This is a genomic window from Hydrogenophaga pseudoflava, from assembly GCF_031020795.1.
GTDB lineage: Bacteria > Pseudomonadota > Gammaproteobacteria > Burkholderiales > Burkholderiaceae_C > Hydrogenophaga > Hydrogenophaga pseudoflava_A.
The window spans coordinates 514,656-529,421 of record NZ_JAVHJP010000001.1 but is presented as its reverse complement, the minus strand read 5'-3'; the positions used below and the strand labels follow the sequence as shown (position 1 = coordinate 529,421).

The 14,766-nt window shown below is 67.3% G+C and carries 14 protein-coding genes; 4 read left to right on the top strand and 10 right to left on the bottom strand.

All coding sequences use genetic code 11. The annotated features are described in order from the left end of the window. Positions 1–10: 10 nt before the first annotated feature. The 7 genes from trpA to RCO38_RS02565 form a co-directional block, all read right to left on the bottom strand. The gene (gene trpA, locus RCO38_RS02595) at positions 11–820 is read right to left on the bottom strand and encodes a tryptophan synthase subunit alpha (RefSeq protein ID WP_308326732.1); all 810 of its coding nucleotides are present in this window, start codon (positions 818–820) and stop codon (positions 11–13) included. Next, complete coding sequence (gene trpB / locus RCO38_RS02590) at positions 817–2,109, bottom strand: tryptophan synthase subunit beta (protein WP_308326731.1); 1,293 nt, start codon at positions 2,107–2,109, stop codon at positions 817–819. Before trpB ends, trpA begins: the two co-directional genes overlap by 4 nt. Positions 2,110–2,151: 42 nt before the next feature. Next, positions 2,152–2,826 carry a phosphoribosylanthranilate isomerase gene (locus tag RCO38_RS02585; RefSeq protein ID WP_308326730.1) on the bottom strand — a complete coding sequence of 225 codons (675 nt, stop codon included), beginning with the start codon at positions 2,824–2,826 and terminating at the stop codon, positions 2,152–2,154. 5 nt (positions 2,827–2,831) lie between these two features. Beyond that, the gene (gene truA / locus RCO38_RS02580) at positions 2,832–3,605 is read right to left on the bottom strand and encodes a tRNA pseudouridine(38-40) synthase TruA (RefSeq protein WP_308326729.1); all 774 of its coding nucleotides are present in this window, start codon (positions 3,603–3,605) and stop codon (positions 2,832–2,834) included. Positions 3,606–3,676: 71 nt separating this feature from the next. Further along, on the bottom strand, positions 3,677–6,331 hold the full coding sequence (locus RCO38_RS02575; RefSeq protein WP_308326728.1) for a FimV/HubP family polar landmark protein: 2,655 nt from the start codon (positions 6,329–6,331) through the stop codon (positions 3,677–3,679). A 282-nt stretch (positions 6,332–6,613) separates the two neighbouring features. Then, positions 6,614–7,744, bottom strand: a complete 1,131-nt coding sequence (asd, locus tag RCO38_RS02570; RefSeq protein WP_308326727.1) for an aspartate-semialdehyde dehydrogenase — start codon at positions 7,742–7,744, stop codon at positions 6,614–6,616. 243 nt (positions 7,745–7,987) lie between these two features. Continuing rightward, the gene (locus RCO38_RS02565) at positions 7,988–8,305 is read right to left on the bottom strand and encodes a DUF2322 family protein (protein WP_308326726.1); all 318 of its coding nucleotides are present in this window, start codon (positions 8,303–8,305) and stop codon (positions 7,988–7,990) included. 44 nt (positions 8,306–8,349) lie between these two features. On the opposite strand from RCO38_RS02565, the gene RCO38_RS02560 reads away from it, so the two are divergent. After that, positions 8,350–9,282 carry a M14 family metallopeptidase gene (locus tag RCO38_RS02560; RefSeq protein WP_308326725.1) on the top strand — a complete coding sequence of 311 codons (933 nt, stop codon included), beginning with the start codon at positions 8,350–8,352 and terminating at the stop codon, positions 9,280–9,282. 37 nt (positions 9,283–9,319) lie between these two features. Here RCO38_RS02560 and RCO38_RS02555 read toward each other — a convergent pair whose 3' ends face one another. Continuing rightward, positions 9,320–9,949 carry a hypothetical protein gene (locus RCO38_RS02555; RefSeq protein ID WP_308326724.1) on the bottom strand — a complete coding sequence of 210 codons (630 nt, stop codon included), beginning with the start codon at positions 9,947–9,949 and terminating at the stop codon, positions 9,320–9,322. Positions 9,950–10,064: 115 nt separating this feature from the next. Here RCO38_RS02555 and RCO38_RS02550 point away from each other — a divergent pair, with 115 nt between their 5' ends. Then, positions 10,065–10,352, top strand: a complete 288-nt coding sequence (locus RCO38_RS02550; protein WP_308326723.1) for a hypothetical protein — start codon at positions 10,065–10,067, stop codon at positions 10,350–10,352. Positions 10,353–10,605: 253 nt separating this feature from the next. On the opposite strand, the gene RCO38_RS02545 is transcribed toward RCO38_RS02550, so the two are convergent. Beyond that, on the bottom strand, positions 10,606–11,085 hold the full coding sequence (locus tag RCO38_RS02545) for a hypothetical protein (RefSeq protein WP_308326722.1): 480 nt from the start codon (positions 11,083–11,085) through the stop codon (positions 10,606–10,608). Between the two features lie 186 nt (positions 11,086–11,271). On the opposite strand from RCO38_RS02545, the gene RCO38_RS02540 reads away from it, so the two are divergent. Beyond that, the gene (locus tag RCO38_RS02540) at positions 11,272–12,237 is read left to right on the top strand and encodes a chemotaxis protein (RefSeq protein WP_308326721.1); all 966 of its coding nucleotides are present in this window, start codon (positions 11,272–11,274) and stop codon (positions 12,235–12,237) included. Positions 12,238–12,255: 18 nt separating this feature from the next. On the opposite strand, the gene RCO38_RS02535 is transcribed toward RCO38_RS02540, so the two are convergent. Further along, a complete protein-coding gene (locus RCO38_RS02535) occupies positions 12,256–13,803 on the bottom strand; it encodes a sensor histidine kinase (protein ID WP_308326720.1) in 1,548 nt (515 codons plus the stop codon). Between the two features lie 128 nt (positions 13,804–13,931). Here RCO38_RS02535 and yghU point away from each other — a divergent pair, with 128 nt between their 5' ends. Then, complete coding sequence (yghU, locus tag RCO38_RS02530) at positions 13,932–14,756, top strand: glutathione-dependent disulfide-bond oxidoreductase (RefSeq protein WP_308326719.1); 825 nt, start codon at positions 13,932–13,934, stop codon at positions 14,754–14,756. The last annotated feature ends 10 nt before the right edge of the window (positions 14,757–14,766 follow it).

Sequence of the window (14,766 nt, the reverse complement as noted above, 5' to 3'; positions counted from 1 at the left end):
CATGGACAGTTCAGGCATCCAAAGCCTTGCGGATGCCCCGCAGAAAGTGCGCCGCCACCGGCACCACCTTCTCGAAGGGCTCGTCCTCGATCAGCTGGATGATCTTGCTGCCGATCACGACGGCGTCCGCGGACTGACCGATGGCCTTGGCCGTGTCCGCATCGCGGATGCCGAACCCGACCCCGACCGGGATGCTCACGTGCGCGCGGATGCGCGGCAGCATGGCCTCGACCTGGCCCACGTCCAGGGTGCCGGCTCCGGTCACGCCCTTGAGCGAGACGTAGTAGACATAGCCGCTGGCCACGCGGGCGACCTGCGCCATGCGCTCGTCGGTCGAGGTCGGGGCCAGCAGGAAGATCAGATCCATGTTCGCAGCGCGCAGTGCGGCGGCGAAGTCTTCGCATTCTTCCGGCGGGTAGTCCACCACCAGCACGCCGTCCACGCCGGCGGTCGAGGCGTCGCGCACGAAGCTGCCCGTACCGTGCTTCTGGTCGTAGCGCTCGATCGGGTTGGCGTAGCCCATCAGCACGACGGGCGTGGTGTCGTTGTCCTTGCGGAACTCGCGCACCATGGCGATCACCTGTGCCAGGCCGATGCCCAGCGACAGCGCGCGGTCGCCTGCCTTCTGGATCACCGGGCCGTCGGCCGAGGGGTCGGAGAACGGGACGCCCAGTTCGATGATGTCGGCGCCGCCCTCGACCATGCCGTACATGAGCTTGGGTGTGATGTCGGCATACGGGAAGCCGGCGGTGACGAAGGGGATCAGGGCCTTGCGATTCTGAGCCTTCAGATCGGTCAGGGTTTTTTCGATGCGGCTCATTTGGACACCTTCACAACAGATTCGGTACCGCCCTTGACGGACTGGCCACGGCAACTGGGGCGGCAGTAAAAATCGGCCTGCGACAGATCGGCCACGGTACCGATGTCCTTGTCGCCACGGCCGGAGAGGTTGACCAGCACCGACTGCGTGGGCTTCATCGTCTTGGCCAGCTTCATGCCGTAGGCCACGGCGTGGCTGGATTCGAGCGCGGGGATGATGCCCTCGGTGCGGCACAGGTAGTGGAAGGCCTCGAGCGCCTCCTGGTCGGTGATGCCGACATACTCGGCGCGGCCGATGTCCTTGAGGAAGGCGTGTTCGGGGCCGACGCCGGGGTAGTCCAGGCCGGCGCTGACGCTGTGCGTCTCGGTGACCTGGCCGTTGTCGTCCTGCAGCACATAGGTGCGGTTGCCGTGCAGCACGCCAGGGCTGCCCTTCTGCAGTGAGGCCGAGTGCTTGCCGCTGTCCAGGCCTTCACCAGCCGCTTCGACACCGATGAGGCGCGTGCCGGTGTGTTCGATGTAGGGGTAGAAGATGCCCATGGCGTTGCTGCCGCCACCCACGCAGGCCACCACGGCGTCGGGCTGCTCGCCTTCGCAGCCCGCCTCTTTGAGTATCTGCGGCATCTGCACCAGGCACTCGTTGCCGATCACGCTCTGGAAGTCGCGCACCATCATCGGATAGGGGTGCGGGCCGGCCACGGTGCCGATGATGTAGAAGGTGTTGTCCACGTTGGCGACCCAGTCGCGCATGGCTTCGTTCAGCGCGTCCTTCAGCGTCTTGCTGCCCGACTCGACCGGCACCACGGTGGCGCCCAGCAGCTTCATGCGGTAGACGTTGGGGCTCTGGCGTTTGACGTCCTCACTGCCCATGTAGACCACGCATTCCAGGCCGTAGCGGGCGCAGATGGTGGCGGTGGCCACACCGTGCTGCCCCGCGCCGGTTTCCGCGATCACGCGTGGTTTGCCCATGCGCTTGGCGAGCATGGCCTGGCCGATCACGTTGTTGATCTTGTGCGCGCCGGTGTGGTTGAGGTCTTCGCGTTTCAGGAAGATCTGCGCGCCGCCGACCTCGCGGCTCATGCGCTCGGCGTGGTAGACCGGGCTCGGCCGGCCGACGAAGTGAGCCAGTTCCTTGCGGAATTCGGCCAGGAACTCTGGATCGTTCTGGTACTTGGCGTAGGCGGCCTTGAGTTCGTTGATGGCGTGCGTGAGCGTCTCGCTCACGAAGCTGCCACCGTAGATGCCGAAGTGGCCGCGGGCGTCGGGTTGCTGGTAGGTGCTGGTGTCCATGTGGGGTGTCTCGTTGCTGGGCCCGAGCCACCCGAAGACGGGTCAGCTGGGGCGGGAGGTCTGTGCATCGGCCGCGCGCACGGCGGCCACGAAGGCGAGCATCCTGTCGGCGTCCTTGATACCTTTGGACAGCTCGACGCCGGAGCTCACGTCAACGGCCCAGGGCCGCACGAGGCGAATGCCATCGGTCACGTTTGCAGGCGTGAGTCCACCAGACAAAACGAGGCGAGAGCTGGCGTTTAGTAGCGGATGTGACCAAGGGAAGGCATTCCAGTCGAAGGATTGACCGCCGCCGCCGTAACCCTCGACATGGGCGTCGAGCAGGATGGCCTGCGCTGCGGAGAAATCAGCAGCGTATTTTAGAAGATCGAAGCCCGCGCCGGCCGGCCCCGGGGGAATGCGCGCGGCGCGGATGAACGGGCGCCCTGCGGCGACGCAATCGGCCGGCGTCTCGTCGCCGTGGAACTGCAGCAGCGCGTTGGGCACCGCGTTCACGCCGCGGGCGATGAACTCGGGGCTGGCGTTCACGAAGAGCAGCACCGGCGCCACGAAGGGCGGCAGCCGGCGCGCCAGTTCCCCCGCGCGCTCGGGGCTGACGAAGCGCGGGCTTTGCGGATACAGCACGAAACCGATCGCGTCGGCGCCGGTCTGTGCGGCTGCGTCCACGTCGGCCTCGCGCGTGAGGCCGCAGATCTTGATTCGGGTGCGGTGGTGCATGGGGATCAGGGCAACCAGTCGAAGGCAGGTGTCCGGTCGGGGATGTTCCACGACGGATCGTAGACCGGTCCGAGAAAGTACAGCCCGTCGGGGGAGAAGGTGGGCGATGCCGCGTCGCGGCTTCTTGCTGCCAGCACCTCGGCCATCCACCGCGGCGCCCTGTTGCCCGTGCCCACCGAGATCAGGCAACCCATGATGTTGCGGATCATGTGGTGCAGGAAGGCCGAGGCCTCGAACTCGAAGCGCCAGTAGGCGCCACGGCGGGCGATACTGATGCGCCGCATGTCCTTGACCGGGCTGTGCGCCTGGCAGGACGAGGCGCGGAACGAGGTGAAGTCGTGTTCCCCGAGCAGATGGGCCACGGCGGCGTCCATGGCTGCCTGGTCAAGCGGCCGGAACACCCAGCCCACCTGTCCCTGGTCCACGCTGGGCCGGACAGGGGATTCCAGCAACACATACGCATAGCGACGGCCGGTGGCGCTGGCGCGGGCGTGAAAGCCCTGCGGCACGGCGCGGGCCCATTGCACGGCAATGTCGGGCGGCAAAAAGCTGTTGGTGCCGCGCACCCAGGCATTCTCGGGTCGCTCCAGCGGGCTGTCGAAGTGCACCACCTGGTTCAGACCGTGTACCCCCGCGTCCGTGCGCCCGGCGCAAAGCGTGTTCACCGCAGGCACGTCCAGCAGGCGTGCCAGGGCCTTTTCGAGCTTGTCCTGCACCGTGTGGCCGCTGGGCTGGCTCTGCCAGCCATCGTAGGCACGGCCGTTGTAGGACACGCCCAATGCGATGCGCCCACCGGCCGGCGGAAGGGCCGGTGTGGGCGCATCGGAGGAGGATGAGAAAGGCGCGGGGATCAGGACAGGTCTGCCAGGAAGGCGTTGGCCTTGGTCTTGAGAGAGCCCGAGGCTTCGGCCAGAACCTCTTCGGCCAGGGAACGCGCGCCTTCCAAGTCACCGATGGCACGGAATTCTTCTGCCAGCGAAAGCTTGGTTTCCAGAGGGCTCTCCGCTCCGAGCTCAGCGCCAGCCAGCGGATCGCCGGACTCGGGTTTGCCGTTCAGATCGAGACTCAGGTCGCCGAGGTCAAAGGACATCAGTTCGGGCGAAGCGGGTGCGGCTGCGGGCGCACCGGCCGGTGCCGCGATGTCGAAGTCGGGCAGGACCTCGCCATCTTCGAAGGTCGGCTGCTGAACCGCAGCAGCGGGCGCCGAGGTGAGTGGCATGGGGTCGGACGGGAAGTCGAGGTCGAAGTCCATGGGCCTGGAGGCCGGGTCGGCCAGTTTGGCCGGCTCCGAGGTCAGCGCGTCGGTCTGGGACAGATCGTCCATCGCCGAGACCGGGGCGTCGTTCGCTCCGTTGGCGGCGGCCAGTGGTGCACGCGAGGACACTTCCATGAAGTCCAGATCGAGATCCAGATCGCCTGGCTCGCCCGATTTGGCGTTGTCCCCCAGCGTGCTGCTGCCGAACGGGATGGTGACGCTGGCTGCTGCCACCGGCACCGCGGCGCCGGGCTTGGCGACCGGGCTCCCGCCAGGCTGGTAGAGCGGGTTGGACGGATCCAGCTCCTTGCCCAGCTCGCATGCATGCTCCCACTCCGGCCCTTGGCCCTGGGTGAGTGCATAGGCTTCCGTGGCGACCACTTCGAAGGCCTTGGAGTCGCGGCGCTTGGCATAGATCTCAAGCAGCTTGTTGTGAATGGCGACCCTGGTCGGCGCGCTGCGCATCGCCTCCTTGAGGATCTCCTCTGCCTGCAGGTCCCGGCCGTACGCGAGATAGACGTCGGCCTCCGCCACGGGGTCGACGTCACCAGCGGCATCGAGCTGGCTGGGCGAATACACCATCGACGAACCGGACGCGGTGGCTTCGTTGGTGTCGATGCGCTGACCGCCGCTGGAACCGAAGAACGAGTCGGGCTGCAAACGGCTTTCCAGGAAAGAGCTGTCCACGCCATTGCCCTTCTTCTTCTGGCGCATGCGATAGAACGCAAAGCCACCCAGCAAGGCCAGCAGGGCGCCAGCGCCTGGCAGCACCAGAGGGTTCTCCATCAGCTGGTCGACAAACGAAGGTTCTTCGACGGGTGCAGGCGCGGGTGCCGGGCGCGGCTTGGGCGCGGGGGCAGGGGCAGGGGCAGGAGCAGTGGGCTCGGCGGCTGCCGGTGCTGCAGCGGCAGGTGCGGGCTTCGGCGCAGGGGTTGGTGTTGCAGGCGTGGCCACCGGGGCTGAGGCGGTCGCTGCGGCGGCTGGCGCAGGTGCAGGTGCAGGTGCAGGTGCAGGTGCAGGTGCAGGTGCAGGTGCAGGTGCAGGTGCTGTTGCCGGAGCGGGAGCGGCGGCCGGTCCGCCCACAGGCAGGGATGGCGCCGCGCTGCCGGCGGCCGGCTTGGCGGCGGGGGCCGCTGGCGCGCCCGATGCCGCGGCGGGCCCGAGCTTGGACAGTTCGTCGATGTTGCGGGACAACTCCGCCACACGGGTCGACGCTTCTTTGGCCTGGCGCTCCTGGGCAATCTTGGCTTCCTTGGCGCCCTGGCCCGCCACCGCGCCCTTGGACAGCGTCAGCTTGTCCTGGGCCGACTGCGCAGGCTTTTTGTCTTCCACCTCGGTCTGCACCTTGCCAGAAGCCTGGCGGTCGGATGCGGCCACCGCGGCATCTGGAGCCGCGCCCGCCAGACGCCGGCGAAACTCGTTGAAGTCGCGGCTCTGGGCCGCCACGATGCGCTTGGCCTCACCGTCGGACACGTCGATGGACGCTGCATCGGTCGGCAGGTTCAGGATCGCGCCTGCCTTCATGCGGTTGACGTTGCTGCCGATGAAGGCCTGCGGATTCGCCCGCAGCATGGCCACCAGCATCTGGTCCAGCGATGCGTTCGCGGGCAGGTTGGCCGCTGCGATGCGGCCGGCGGTATCTCCAGCCTTGGTGGTCACCTGCCGGGACGGGCCTTCCGCTGCAGGGTTGGCCGGCGGTCTGGCCGCCGCAGGCGCTGCTGCGGGCTTGTCTTGCTTCGGGGCTGAAGCGGCCGGCGGTGTGGTTGGGCGGGCCTGGGCGCCGGGTGCCGCAGTGCCGTTGTTGCGAGCGGCCGGCGCAGGGGCCGACGCTGCGGCGTTGAGCGGTGCTGGCGCCGCGGCCGTGTTCTTGGGTGGGTCCAGCAACAGGGTGTATTCACGGACCATGCGACCGGACGCCCAGTTGGCTTCCAGCACCATGTCGACGAAAGGTTCATTGACAGGGCGTGATCCCACCACGCTCAGGTAGGCGCGACCGTCTGCGCGGCGCTGTAGGGTGATCTGAAGACCGGCAATGGCCGAACTCAGCTCCATGCCCGAGGACCTGAAAGCTTCCGGTGCTGCCAGCCCGACCCGCAGGCTGGCAGCCTCTTCGGGTGTGATTTCCAGCACATCCACCTCGGCCCGCAAAGGCTCGCCCAGCGAGGACTGCACCGCCACGCGGCCCAACGCAAGCGCAAGCGCGTCGTTGTGCTGCATCAGGCCGGCAGACAGCAGGGCTGCTGCTGCCACGGCATGTAACCGCGAAGTTCCTCTGCGACCGATGACACCGGAGGCGGTCATGGTCCCGAACAAGGGGGTATGGCGGATGGATTTGGGCACTTGAACCTCGACGTAAAAAACCGAGAATTGACCATAACATCAACGCATTACGGTGACAAGCTGAGAATCCGCTTGAGTTTCCGGGGTGACCTTTGGTCGGCACAGGGGCGTTGTTCGCGTTGCGGCCTCACAACGACAAAGCCGGCGCAGGGGCCGGCTTTTTTGTGAATGTAGGTAAGAAGTAGTGACAGATCAGGCGTCGAGCAGGATGCGCAGCATGCGGCGCAGCGGCTCGGCCGCCCCCCAAAGCAATTGGTCGCCGATGGTGAACGCGCCAACGTACTCAGGGCCCATGGCCAGCTTGCGGATGCGGCCGACAGGGATGGTCATGGTGCCGGTCACGGCCACCGGCGTCAGGTCCTTGATGGTGGCTTCTCGGGTGTTCGGTACGACCTTGGCCCAGGGGTTGTCGGCGGCGATCATGGCCTCGATGTCGGCCACCGGCACGTCCTTCTTGAGTTTGAAGGTCAGGGCCTGGCTGTGGCAGCGCATGGCGCCCACGCGCACGCAGAAGCCGTCCACCGGGATTGGCGCCGAGCCGAAGCCCTCGCCCAGACCCAGGATCTTGTTGGTCTCGGCCATGCCCTTCCACTCTTCCTTGGACATGCCGGTGCCCAGGTCCTTGTCGATCCAGGGGATGAGCGAGCCGCCCAGTGGCACGCCGAAGTTGGCGGTCTCGGCGCCGGTCAGGGCGCGTTGCTTGGCGATCACCTTGCGGTCGATTTCCAGGATGGCGCTCTTCGGGTCGTCCAGCAAGGCCTTCACCTCGCTGTTCAGCGTGCCGTACTGGGTCAGCAGTTCGCGCATGTGCTGGGCACCGCCGCCCGAAGCGGCCTGGTAGGTCTGGGTGCTCATCCACTCGACCAGGCCGGCCTTGTACAGCGCGCCCACGCCCATCAGCATGCAGCTGACCGTGCAGTTGCCACCGATCCATTCCTTGCCGCCCTTGGTCAGGGCGTTCTTGATCACCGGCATGTTGACCGGGTCAAGGATGATGACCGCGTCTTTTTCCATGCGCAGGGCGGAGGCTGCGTCGATCCAGTGGCCGTTCCAGCCGGCGGCGCGCAGCTTGGGGTAGACCTCGTTGGTGTAGTCACCGCCCTGTGCGGTGATGATGATCTCGCAGCGCTTGAGGGCGTCGATGTTGTTCGCGTCCTGCAGCGTGGTCTCGTTCTTGGCCATCGCGGGGGCCTTGCCGCCGGCGTTGGAGGTGGAGAAGAACAGCGGCTCGATCAGGTCGAAATCTTTTTCTTCGACCATGCGATCCATCAACACGGAGCCGACCATGCCACGCCAGCCGACCAGACCAACCAACTTGCTCATTGAGAATGCCCTTTCAAGTGAATAAACAGGTCCAGACCAGACCGACTTGCCCGGCTCGTCTGGCCGGGGAGGGCGCACGACGAACCAGGCTGGATCAGCCCTTAATGGTCGTGGTTTTGATGGAGATCGCGCGCGCAGCCACACCGGCCAGGGCGGCGGGTGCTGTGTTCAGAGGGAACGGGCTGGCGGCAAACATAGCCCGCGATTGTAGTGCAAGGCCTTTGACGCGAAACTGACCGCCGGTCAGGCGTTGTGCGGCCGCACCAGGAAGCTGGCCGTGCCTCGGGACCACTCGACAAGGCGGTCGATGTTCGGGTGTTTGCCCGGGTGGGCCAGGGCGTCTGCCGTGTGTTCGGCGTACCACTGCAGGCCCAGCGCGGCGGCTTCGGGTGTGATGGTCCCGCCATGCTGCTTCGCAAGCGCCCAGTAGACCGCCAGCGAGCCGGCCTGACCGGGTTGGTTGTGGATGCTGGCCACGAGGGCGCCGGAGGCGTCGAGCAGGTCCACAGACGCGAGATGGGCGACGGACGGAAGGGATTGGAGGCGTTCGGCAAAATTCATGGCCGCATTGTCGCCGTGCCAGCGGCACTTCCAACAGCCCATCCATGACCTTCTCAGCGCCCCCCGCACCCTTCTACCCCATTGGCGTGCCTGGACAACCCTGGGGCACACAAGAGATCGACCACTGGCGCTCGCGGCAGCGGCGCCAGCGCTCCCACGGGGACGATGTGGTGGCCGCGGTGGACCGGTTGAGTGATCGTTTCGACATCCAGACCTACGGCGAGGTGTCGGGCGGCGATGGGCCCCTTCGGCTGCTGGCCGTTCGCAGCCGGGGGTGGCGCAGCGACCTTCCGGTGGTGCTGGTCACCGGCGGCGTGCACGGCTACGAGACCAGCGGTGTTCATGGCGCCCTGCAGTTCCTGGCCCAGGAGGCCGGCGCGTTCAGTGACCGGGTCAATCTGCTGGTGGTGCCTTGCGTCAGCCCTTGGGCCTATGAGCATGTGCAGCGCTGGAACCACGGCGCGGTCGATCCCAACCGTTCGTTCCGCGAACCCAGCCCTGCGCCGGAATCGGCCGCGCTGATGCGCCTGGTAGCGCCGCTCAAGGGGCGTGTCGTCGCCCACATCGACCTGCACGAGACCACCGACAGCGACGAGTCCGAGTTCCGGCGAGCCAAGGCAGCCCGCGATGGTGAGGCCTTCGAGCCCTGCACGATTCCGGACGGCTTCTATCTGGTGGACGACACCGAGAACCCGCAGCCCACGTTCCAGCAGGCCATCCTCGACGAGGTCGCGAAGGTCACACACATCGCGCCGGCCGACGCCGCTGGCGGGATCATCGGCTCGCCCCTCGTGGCGCCCGGGGTGATCCGCTACCCGCTGCGCGAACTCGGCCTCTGTGCGGGCATCACGGGGGCTCCCTACACCACGACCACCGAGGTCTACCCGGACAGTCCCCGGGCAACGCCGTCGCGGTGCAACCTCGCGCAGGCCACGGCGGTGTGTGCCGCAATCCGGTTCGTGCTGGCGCAGCCGTGAGGCGCCGGCCACCAAGGACCTGGCGCCTGGTGCGGGACTACCGGCCGACCTCGACCGCTTCGACCTCGACCACGCCTTCGAACAGGTCGATGGCCGTGGTGGCAACCTGCGCCGTGTCGTAGTACGCATAGGCCCCCATGCCCACGGCGCCGACAACCGGGATCCAGCGCGCCACGCCCTTGCCTGCCGCCTTCTGGGCCAGCTTGGCGCCGATCCGCCGCGTGATGGTGCGGATCAGCACCGGCGAGGCGCGCCGCACCAGCGTGCGCTGGCCCGCGCGGACCACCAGGTCGCGCACGCCTTGCGCGGCCGTGTGCTGGAACAGGCAGTACACCACCTGCTCGGGGGTGAGGGAGGCGTGCTTGCCGTAGATTGCCGCGATGTCGGCCACCAGCTGCCGCTGGATCTTCCAGACCCCCACCATCTCCGGCAGGATGGTCAGCCAGCCCAGCACTCCGGGGGGCAAGGCGAGAGTCCCGGCGGCCATGGCCGCCTTGGCCGCTGCGGCATTGGCCTTGGCGCGTGCGTCGACGGCGGGCGTTCGACTCGGTGCTGCCTGGGAGGCGGGTACCTTGCCGATCAGCGAGAGGATGGCCTGGCCGATCAGGGAGGGGTCCGGCGCGGCGTCCGTCGGGAGGGGGCGGGTCGTGCGGGAGCGGGTCGTCATGGCGGAAGCAATGGGGATTCGGACATTGTCCTGCAAGGGTTGCCCGCCTTGATGTTTTGCCCTTGCACGCCGTAGCATTTCGCCATCTCAGTGCAGTCTTTGCAGGGGCCACCACATGAGCGAAGTCGACCGGCTGCCAGCCGTCAAACAAGGCCGATGGTTCTACGGCGGGCTCACCGCCTGTCCGGTGCGCATCGTGCACCACTACACGCTGTACGGCACGCACGACCCCGAAGACCCGCCGGAACTCGCCGCTGATCAGTTCGCCGAGTGTTTCTACATCCGCTATCACCCGCCCGGACCGCACGAATCCTGGCACGACGGAGGCGTGGCCCTGTCGCTGCGCGAGGCGGTGTTCCTGGCGCAGCGCAAGCTGGGGCCGGTGGTGCAGTGGGACAACTGAGCCGGCTGGCAGCCCGTCCAGGCCGAGCGAGAGGTCCAGCTGGTCCCATTTGATGTCCAGCTCCTTGATCTGCACCGTGTTGTCGGCGCGCAGGTCGACGTTGCCGCCTTCCAGGTGCGCCTTGACGGCGTAGGAAGCACTGAACGGTCCGAAGTCGCCGCTGTCGGCGAGACTGAGCTTGAAGTTGTCGCGCAGGGCCGCGAACAGGGCCTGAAAGGTCTGTTCCGACGCCGCAATGGTCAGGTGTGCCATGTCAGTTCACCTCCGCCTGGATGAAGACCTTGAGCTGGTCGTCCTCGATCGCCGGGTTGTTCGGCACGGCGGCCGAGACCGGGGTCGGCGACAGGGTGACGTTGGTCGGCTGCGGGAACAGGTCCGTGGCGCCTTGCGTGAGGTTCAGCGGCGCACGCTCCAGCAGCACCTGCAGGCCGGGCAGCACCACCAGCCGCAGCAGCAGACCGACGTAGCACTCCAGACTGTTTTCGAGCCCCTCCGGCTTGATGTCCACGATCTCGAAACCGTCGAGAAAGGGTTCCAGGTAGGCGCGGCCGCCCTGGTGCGCGATGCGGACCCCGCCGGTCACGCAGGCTTCCAGGCAGAAGCAGTGCAGCTTGCGCGTCGGCAGCGCGACGATGAAGAGCGACGGCCGCTGCCGTCGCACGTGGTCGATGATGCGGTTGAAGCCGTCTTCGTGGAACGACGCGAAGACGTCGCAACTGTCGGTGAAAGCCATGGGTCACCTGTGCCCTTCGTGCTCCCATCCCCCGAGGAGGGATGCGCTCCCCTGCCGAGGGAACGCGGCGCAACCGGATGTGTCGGCGAAGCACCCGAACAGGCCGGGATTCTTCGCCCTCTTCGACGTTTCAGGACCGAACCTCGCCCGTATCCTGCCGGTAGCCACCCACCGGAGCTTTTCCCCATGACCACGAGCCTGAGCACCACGCTGCACGATGTCAATGAACGCACGCAGCTCACCAGCAACAACCAGTTCGAGCTGATGCTGTTCCGCCTGGGTGAGGCGCCCGGCAGCGACCGCCGCGAGCTGTTCGGCATCAACGTCTTCAAGGTGCGCGAGATACTGGTCATGCCCAAGATCACGGGCATCGCCAACGCTCCGCCGCAGGTGCTGGGCGTGGCCAACATCCGGGGCCAGATCATTCCGGTGATCGACTTGCCCGCCATGGTCGGCTGCACGCCCAGGCGCGGGCACAGCATCCTGATGGTCACCGAGTACGCGCGCACCACCCAGGCCTTTGCCGTGGAGGAGGTGGACGAAATCGTCAGGCTGGAGTGGAGCGACGTGCTGGCCGCCGAGGGCAACGGCGGCAGCCTGGTGACCAGCATCGCCAAGCTCGCGGGCGAGAACGGCAGCACCCGCCTGGTGCAGGTGCTTGATGTGGAACAGATCCTTCGCAGCGTGATGCCCACCACGGGCGAGGAGACCGCTCTCGACCCGGTGGGTGACCAGGTGGTTCTGCCTCCCGACTCCATCGTGCTGGCCGCCGACGACTCGCCGGTCGCCCGCATGCTGATCGAGCAGGGGCTGGGCGCCATGGGCGTGCGCTTCGTCATGACCAAGACCGGGCAGGAGGCGTGGGAGCGTCTGCAGTCGATCGAAGAGCAGGCACGTGCCGAAGGTCGCTCGGCCACCGACAAGGTGGCGGTGGTGCTGACCGATCTGGAGATGCCGGTGATGGACGGTTTCACGCTCACGCGCAACATCAAGCAGGACCCGCGCTTCAAGTCGATCCCGGTGGTCATCCACTCTTCGCTCACCGGATCCACCAACGAGGCCCATGTGCAGTCCGTGGGCGCGGACGCCTACGTGGCCAAGTTCGTGGCTTCGGAGCTGGCGTCGGCCCTGCGGCAGGTGCTGGTGCACTGAGCACGCGGGCCAGGCGGTTCAGAGCCCCTGCGGCGCCTCGGTCTGCGCGCAGGGCAGACTGAAGCGGAACGCCGCGCCCCGGCCGACCTCGGCCTGCCCGGTGATGGATCCGCCGTGCCGTTGCAGCACGCGCTGCACGATCGCCAGGCCGATGCCCGTGCCCTCGAACTCGTGCGGGCGGTGCAGCCGCTTGAAGGGCTGGAACAGCTGGTCGGCGTACTGCATGTCGAAACCGGCGCCGTTGTCCCGCAGCTCGAACCAGCAGAGGCCGTCGGTCTCGCCGCACCCGCGCAGCTCGATCTCGGCAAGGTCGCGCTGCGCGGTGTATTTCCAGGCGTTGCCCAGCAGGTTCTGCAGCACCAGCCGCACCGGCCCTGGATCGGCCTGCGCCCACAGCCCTGGCGCGATGCGCCAGTCGGCGCGCCGGGCCGGGTCGCTGCGCTGGAGCTCGCTGGCCACCGCCTTCGCCAACGCGCTGAGGTCGACGCGCTGCAGGTGAAGTTCGCCCCGGCTGTGCTGGGCCATGGACAGCAGGTCGGTGATCAGCGAACCCATGCGGCCCGCGTTGGACTGGATGCGCTGCAGCGAGCTGCGGCCCTGCTCACTGAGCTGCCCGGCTTCGGTCTCCAGCAGCAGCGTGGAGAAACCCTGGATGCTGCGAAGCGGTGTGCGCAGGTCATGCGACACCGAGTAGGTGAACGACTCCAGTTCCCTGTTGAGGTCCTGCAGCGCCCGCGTGCGCTCGGTCACGCGCTGGTCCAGCTCCGCGTTCAGCCGCTCCAGGGCTTGCTGGGCCTCGCGCAGTTCGGTGATGTCGGTGTAGGTGGTGACGAAACCGCGGATCCGACCGTCCACGCTCAGGGCGCTGCCCACAATCTCCAGTGTGCGGCCGTTCGGGCGCTGGCGGATCAGGCGGTGCGGCAGGAACTGCCGCGCCAGCGCGGCCGCCTCGGCCACCTTGGTCTCCACGTCCACTTCGCCGTACTCGCCACGCAGCGCGTTGCTGCGCGCCACCTCTTCGAACGTCACCCCGGGTTTCATCAACCCCTGCGGCAGATCGAGCAACTGTTCGAAGCTGCGGTTCCACAGCCGGATCACCAGGTGCTCGTCGATCACCGTCACGCCCTGCGGCAGCGCGTTGATCACGGCGTCCAGGTACACCGCCAGCCGGCGGGTCTCCTGTTCGGTGCGCTTGCGTTCGGTGACGTCGGTGTAGATCGAGACGAATCCGCCGGTGGGCAGGGGCGTCCCGCGGATCTCGATCACCGTGCCATCGGGCCGCTGGCGCTCGAACACGTGGGCCTGCTGCTGGTGGGCGCGCTCGCTCACGGCACGGGCCTGCTGCTGTGGGTCGCCCGGCCCATACTCGCCGCGCCGGGCGTTGAACAGGGCCAGGTCGTAGAGCGTGGGCATGCCCCGGCTGAACAGCTCGTCCGGGAAATCCAGCAGGATGCGCGCCTGCTGGTTGTAGGCCACCAGCCGCTGGTCTGCGTCGAACATCGTGACCCCGCTGGGCAGGTGGTCGATGATGCTCTGCAGGAGGGCGTGGTGCGGGGTGGACAGCATGGACCCGGGCGACCGGTCAGGCCGGTGGTGGTTCTTGCCGGAGCAGGCTATCACAGCGGGTGAGGCCCTGCCACATCTCTTTGTGGGCTGCCCGGGCAGGGTTTCTGGCGCTGCACTAGCATGCGCCCATGAGCACCCACACCCCCTACACCCCGCCCGCCGTCTGGACCTGGGACCAGGCCAATGGCGGTCAGTTCGCCAACATCAACCGTCCCGTCGCCGGACCCACGCACGACAAGGCGCTGCCTGTCGGCCAGCACCCGCTGCAGCTCTATTCGATGGCCACGCCCAATGGCGTGAAGGTGACGGTGATGCTCGAAGAGCTGCTGGCCCTGGGTCACAGCGGTGCCGAATACGACGCCTGGCTGATCAGGATCAGCGAGGGCGAGCAGTTCTCCAGCGGCTTCGTCGAGGTCAACCCCAACTCCAAGATCCCGGCCCTGCTGGACCACAGCACGCAGCCGCCGACACGCGTGTTCGAATCCGGGTCCATCCTGCTGTACCTGGCCGAGAAGTTCGGCGCCTTGCTGCCCAAGGCGCACGGCCCGCGCACCGAAGCCCTCAACTGGCTGTTCTGGCAGATGGGTTCGGCGCCCTACCTGGGCGGCGGCTTCGGCCACTTCTACGCCTACGCACCCGAGAAGTTCGAGTACCCCATCAACCGCTTCGCGATGGAGACCAAGCGCCAGTTGGACGTGCTCGACCGCCACCTGGCCACTCACACCTTCATGGCCGGTGACGAGTACAGCATCGCCGACATCGCCATCTACCCGTGGTACGGCGCGCTGGTGGAAGGCAAGATCTACAACGCGGCCGAATTCCTCTCGGTGCACGAATACACCCACGTGCAGCGGTGGGCACAGACCATCGGCGAGCGCCCGGCGGTGCAGCGCGGCCGCCGCATCAACCGTGTGTGGGGCGACGAGGCAGGGCAGGTGCCGGAGCGGCACTGAGGCGGCCCTG

Bases quoted from the DNA above. Each gene is read 5' to 3' on its own strand.
- trpA (WP_308326732.1), bottom strand. From the start codon at position 820: ATGAGCCGCATCGAAAAAACCCTGACCGATCTGAAGGCTCAGAATCGC.
- trpB (WP_308326731.1), bottom strand. From the start codon at position 2,109: ATGGACACCAGCACCTACCAGCAACCCGACGCCCGCGGCCACTTCGGC.
- RCO38_RS02585 (WP_308326730.1), bottom strand. From the start codon at position 2,826: ATGCACCACCGCACCCGAATCAAGATCTGCGGCCTCACGCGCGAGGCC.
- asd (WP_308326727.1), bottom strand. From the start codon at position 7,744: ATGAGCAAGTTGGTTGGTCTGGTCGGCTGGCGTGGCATGGTCGGCTCC.
- RCO38_RS02565 (WP_308326726.1), bottom strand. From the start codon at position 8,305: ATGAATTTTGCCGAACGCCTCCAATCCCTTCCGTCCGTCGCCCATCTC.
- RCO38_RS02560 (WP_308326725.1), top strand. From the start codon at position 8,350: ATGACCTTCTCAGCGCCCCCCGCACCCTTCTACCCCATTGGCGTGCCT.
- RCO38_RS02555 (WP_308326724.1), bottom strand. From the start codon at position 9,949: ATGACGACCCGCTCCCGCACGACCCGCCCCCTCCCGACGGACGCCGCG.
- RCO38_RS02550 (WP_308326723.1), top strand. From the start codon at position 10,065: ATGAGCGAAGTCGACCGGCTGCCAGCCGTCAAACAAGGCCGATGGTTC.
- RCO38_RS02545 (WP_308326722.1), bottom strand. From the start codon at position 11,085: ATGGCTTTCACCGACAGTTGCGACGTCTTCGCGTCGTTCCACGAAGAC.
- RCO38_RS02540 (WP_308326721.1), top strand. From the start codon at position 11,272: ATGACCACGAGCCTGAGCACCACGCTGCACGATGTCAATGAACGCACG.
- RCO38_RS02535 (WP_308326720.1), bottom strand. From the start codon at position 13,803: ATGCTGTCCACCCCGCACCACGCCCTCCTGCAGAGCATCATCGACCAC.
- yghU (WP_308326719.1), top strand. From the start codon at position 13,932: ATGAGCACCCACACCCCCTACACCCCGCCCGCCGTCTGGACCTGGGAC.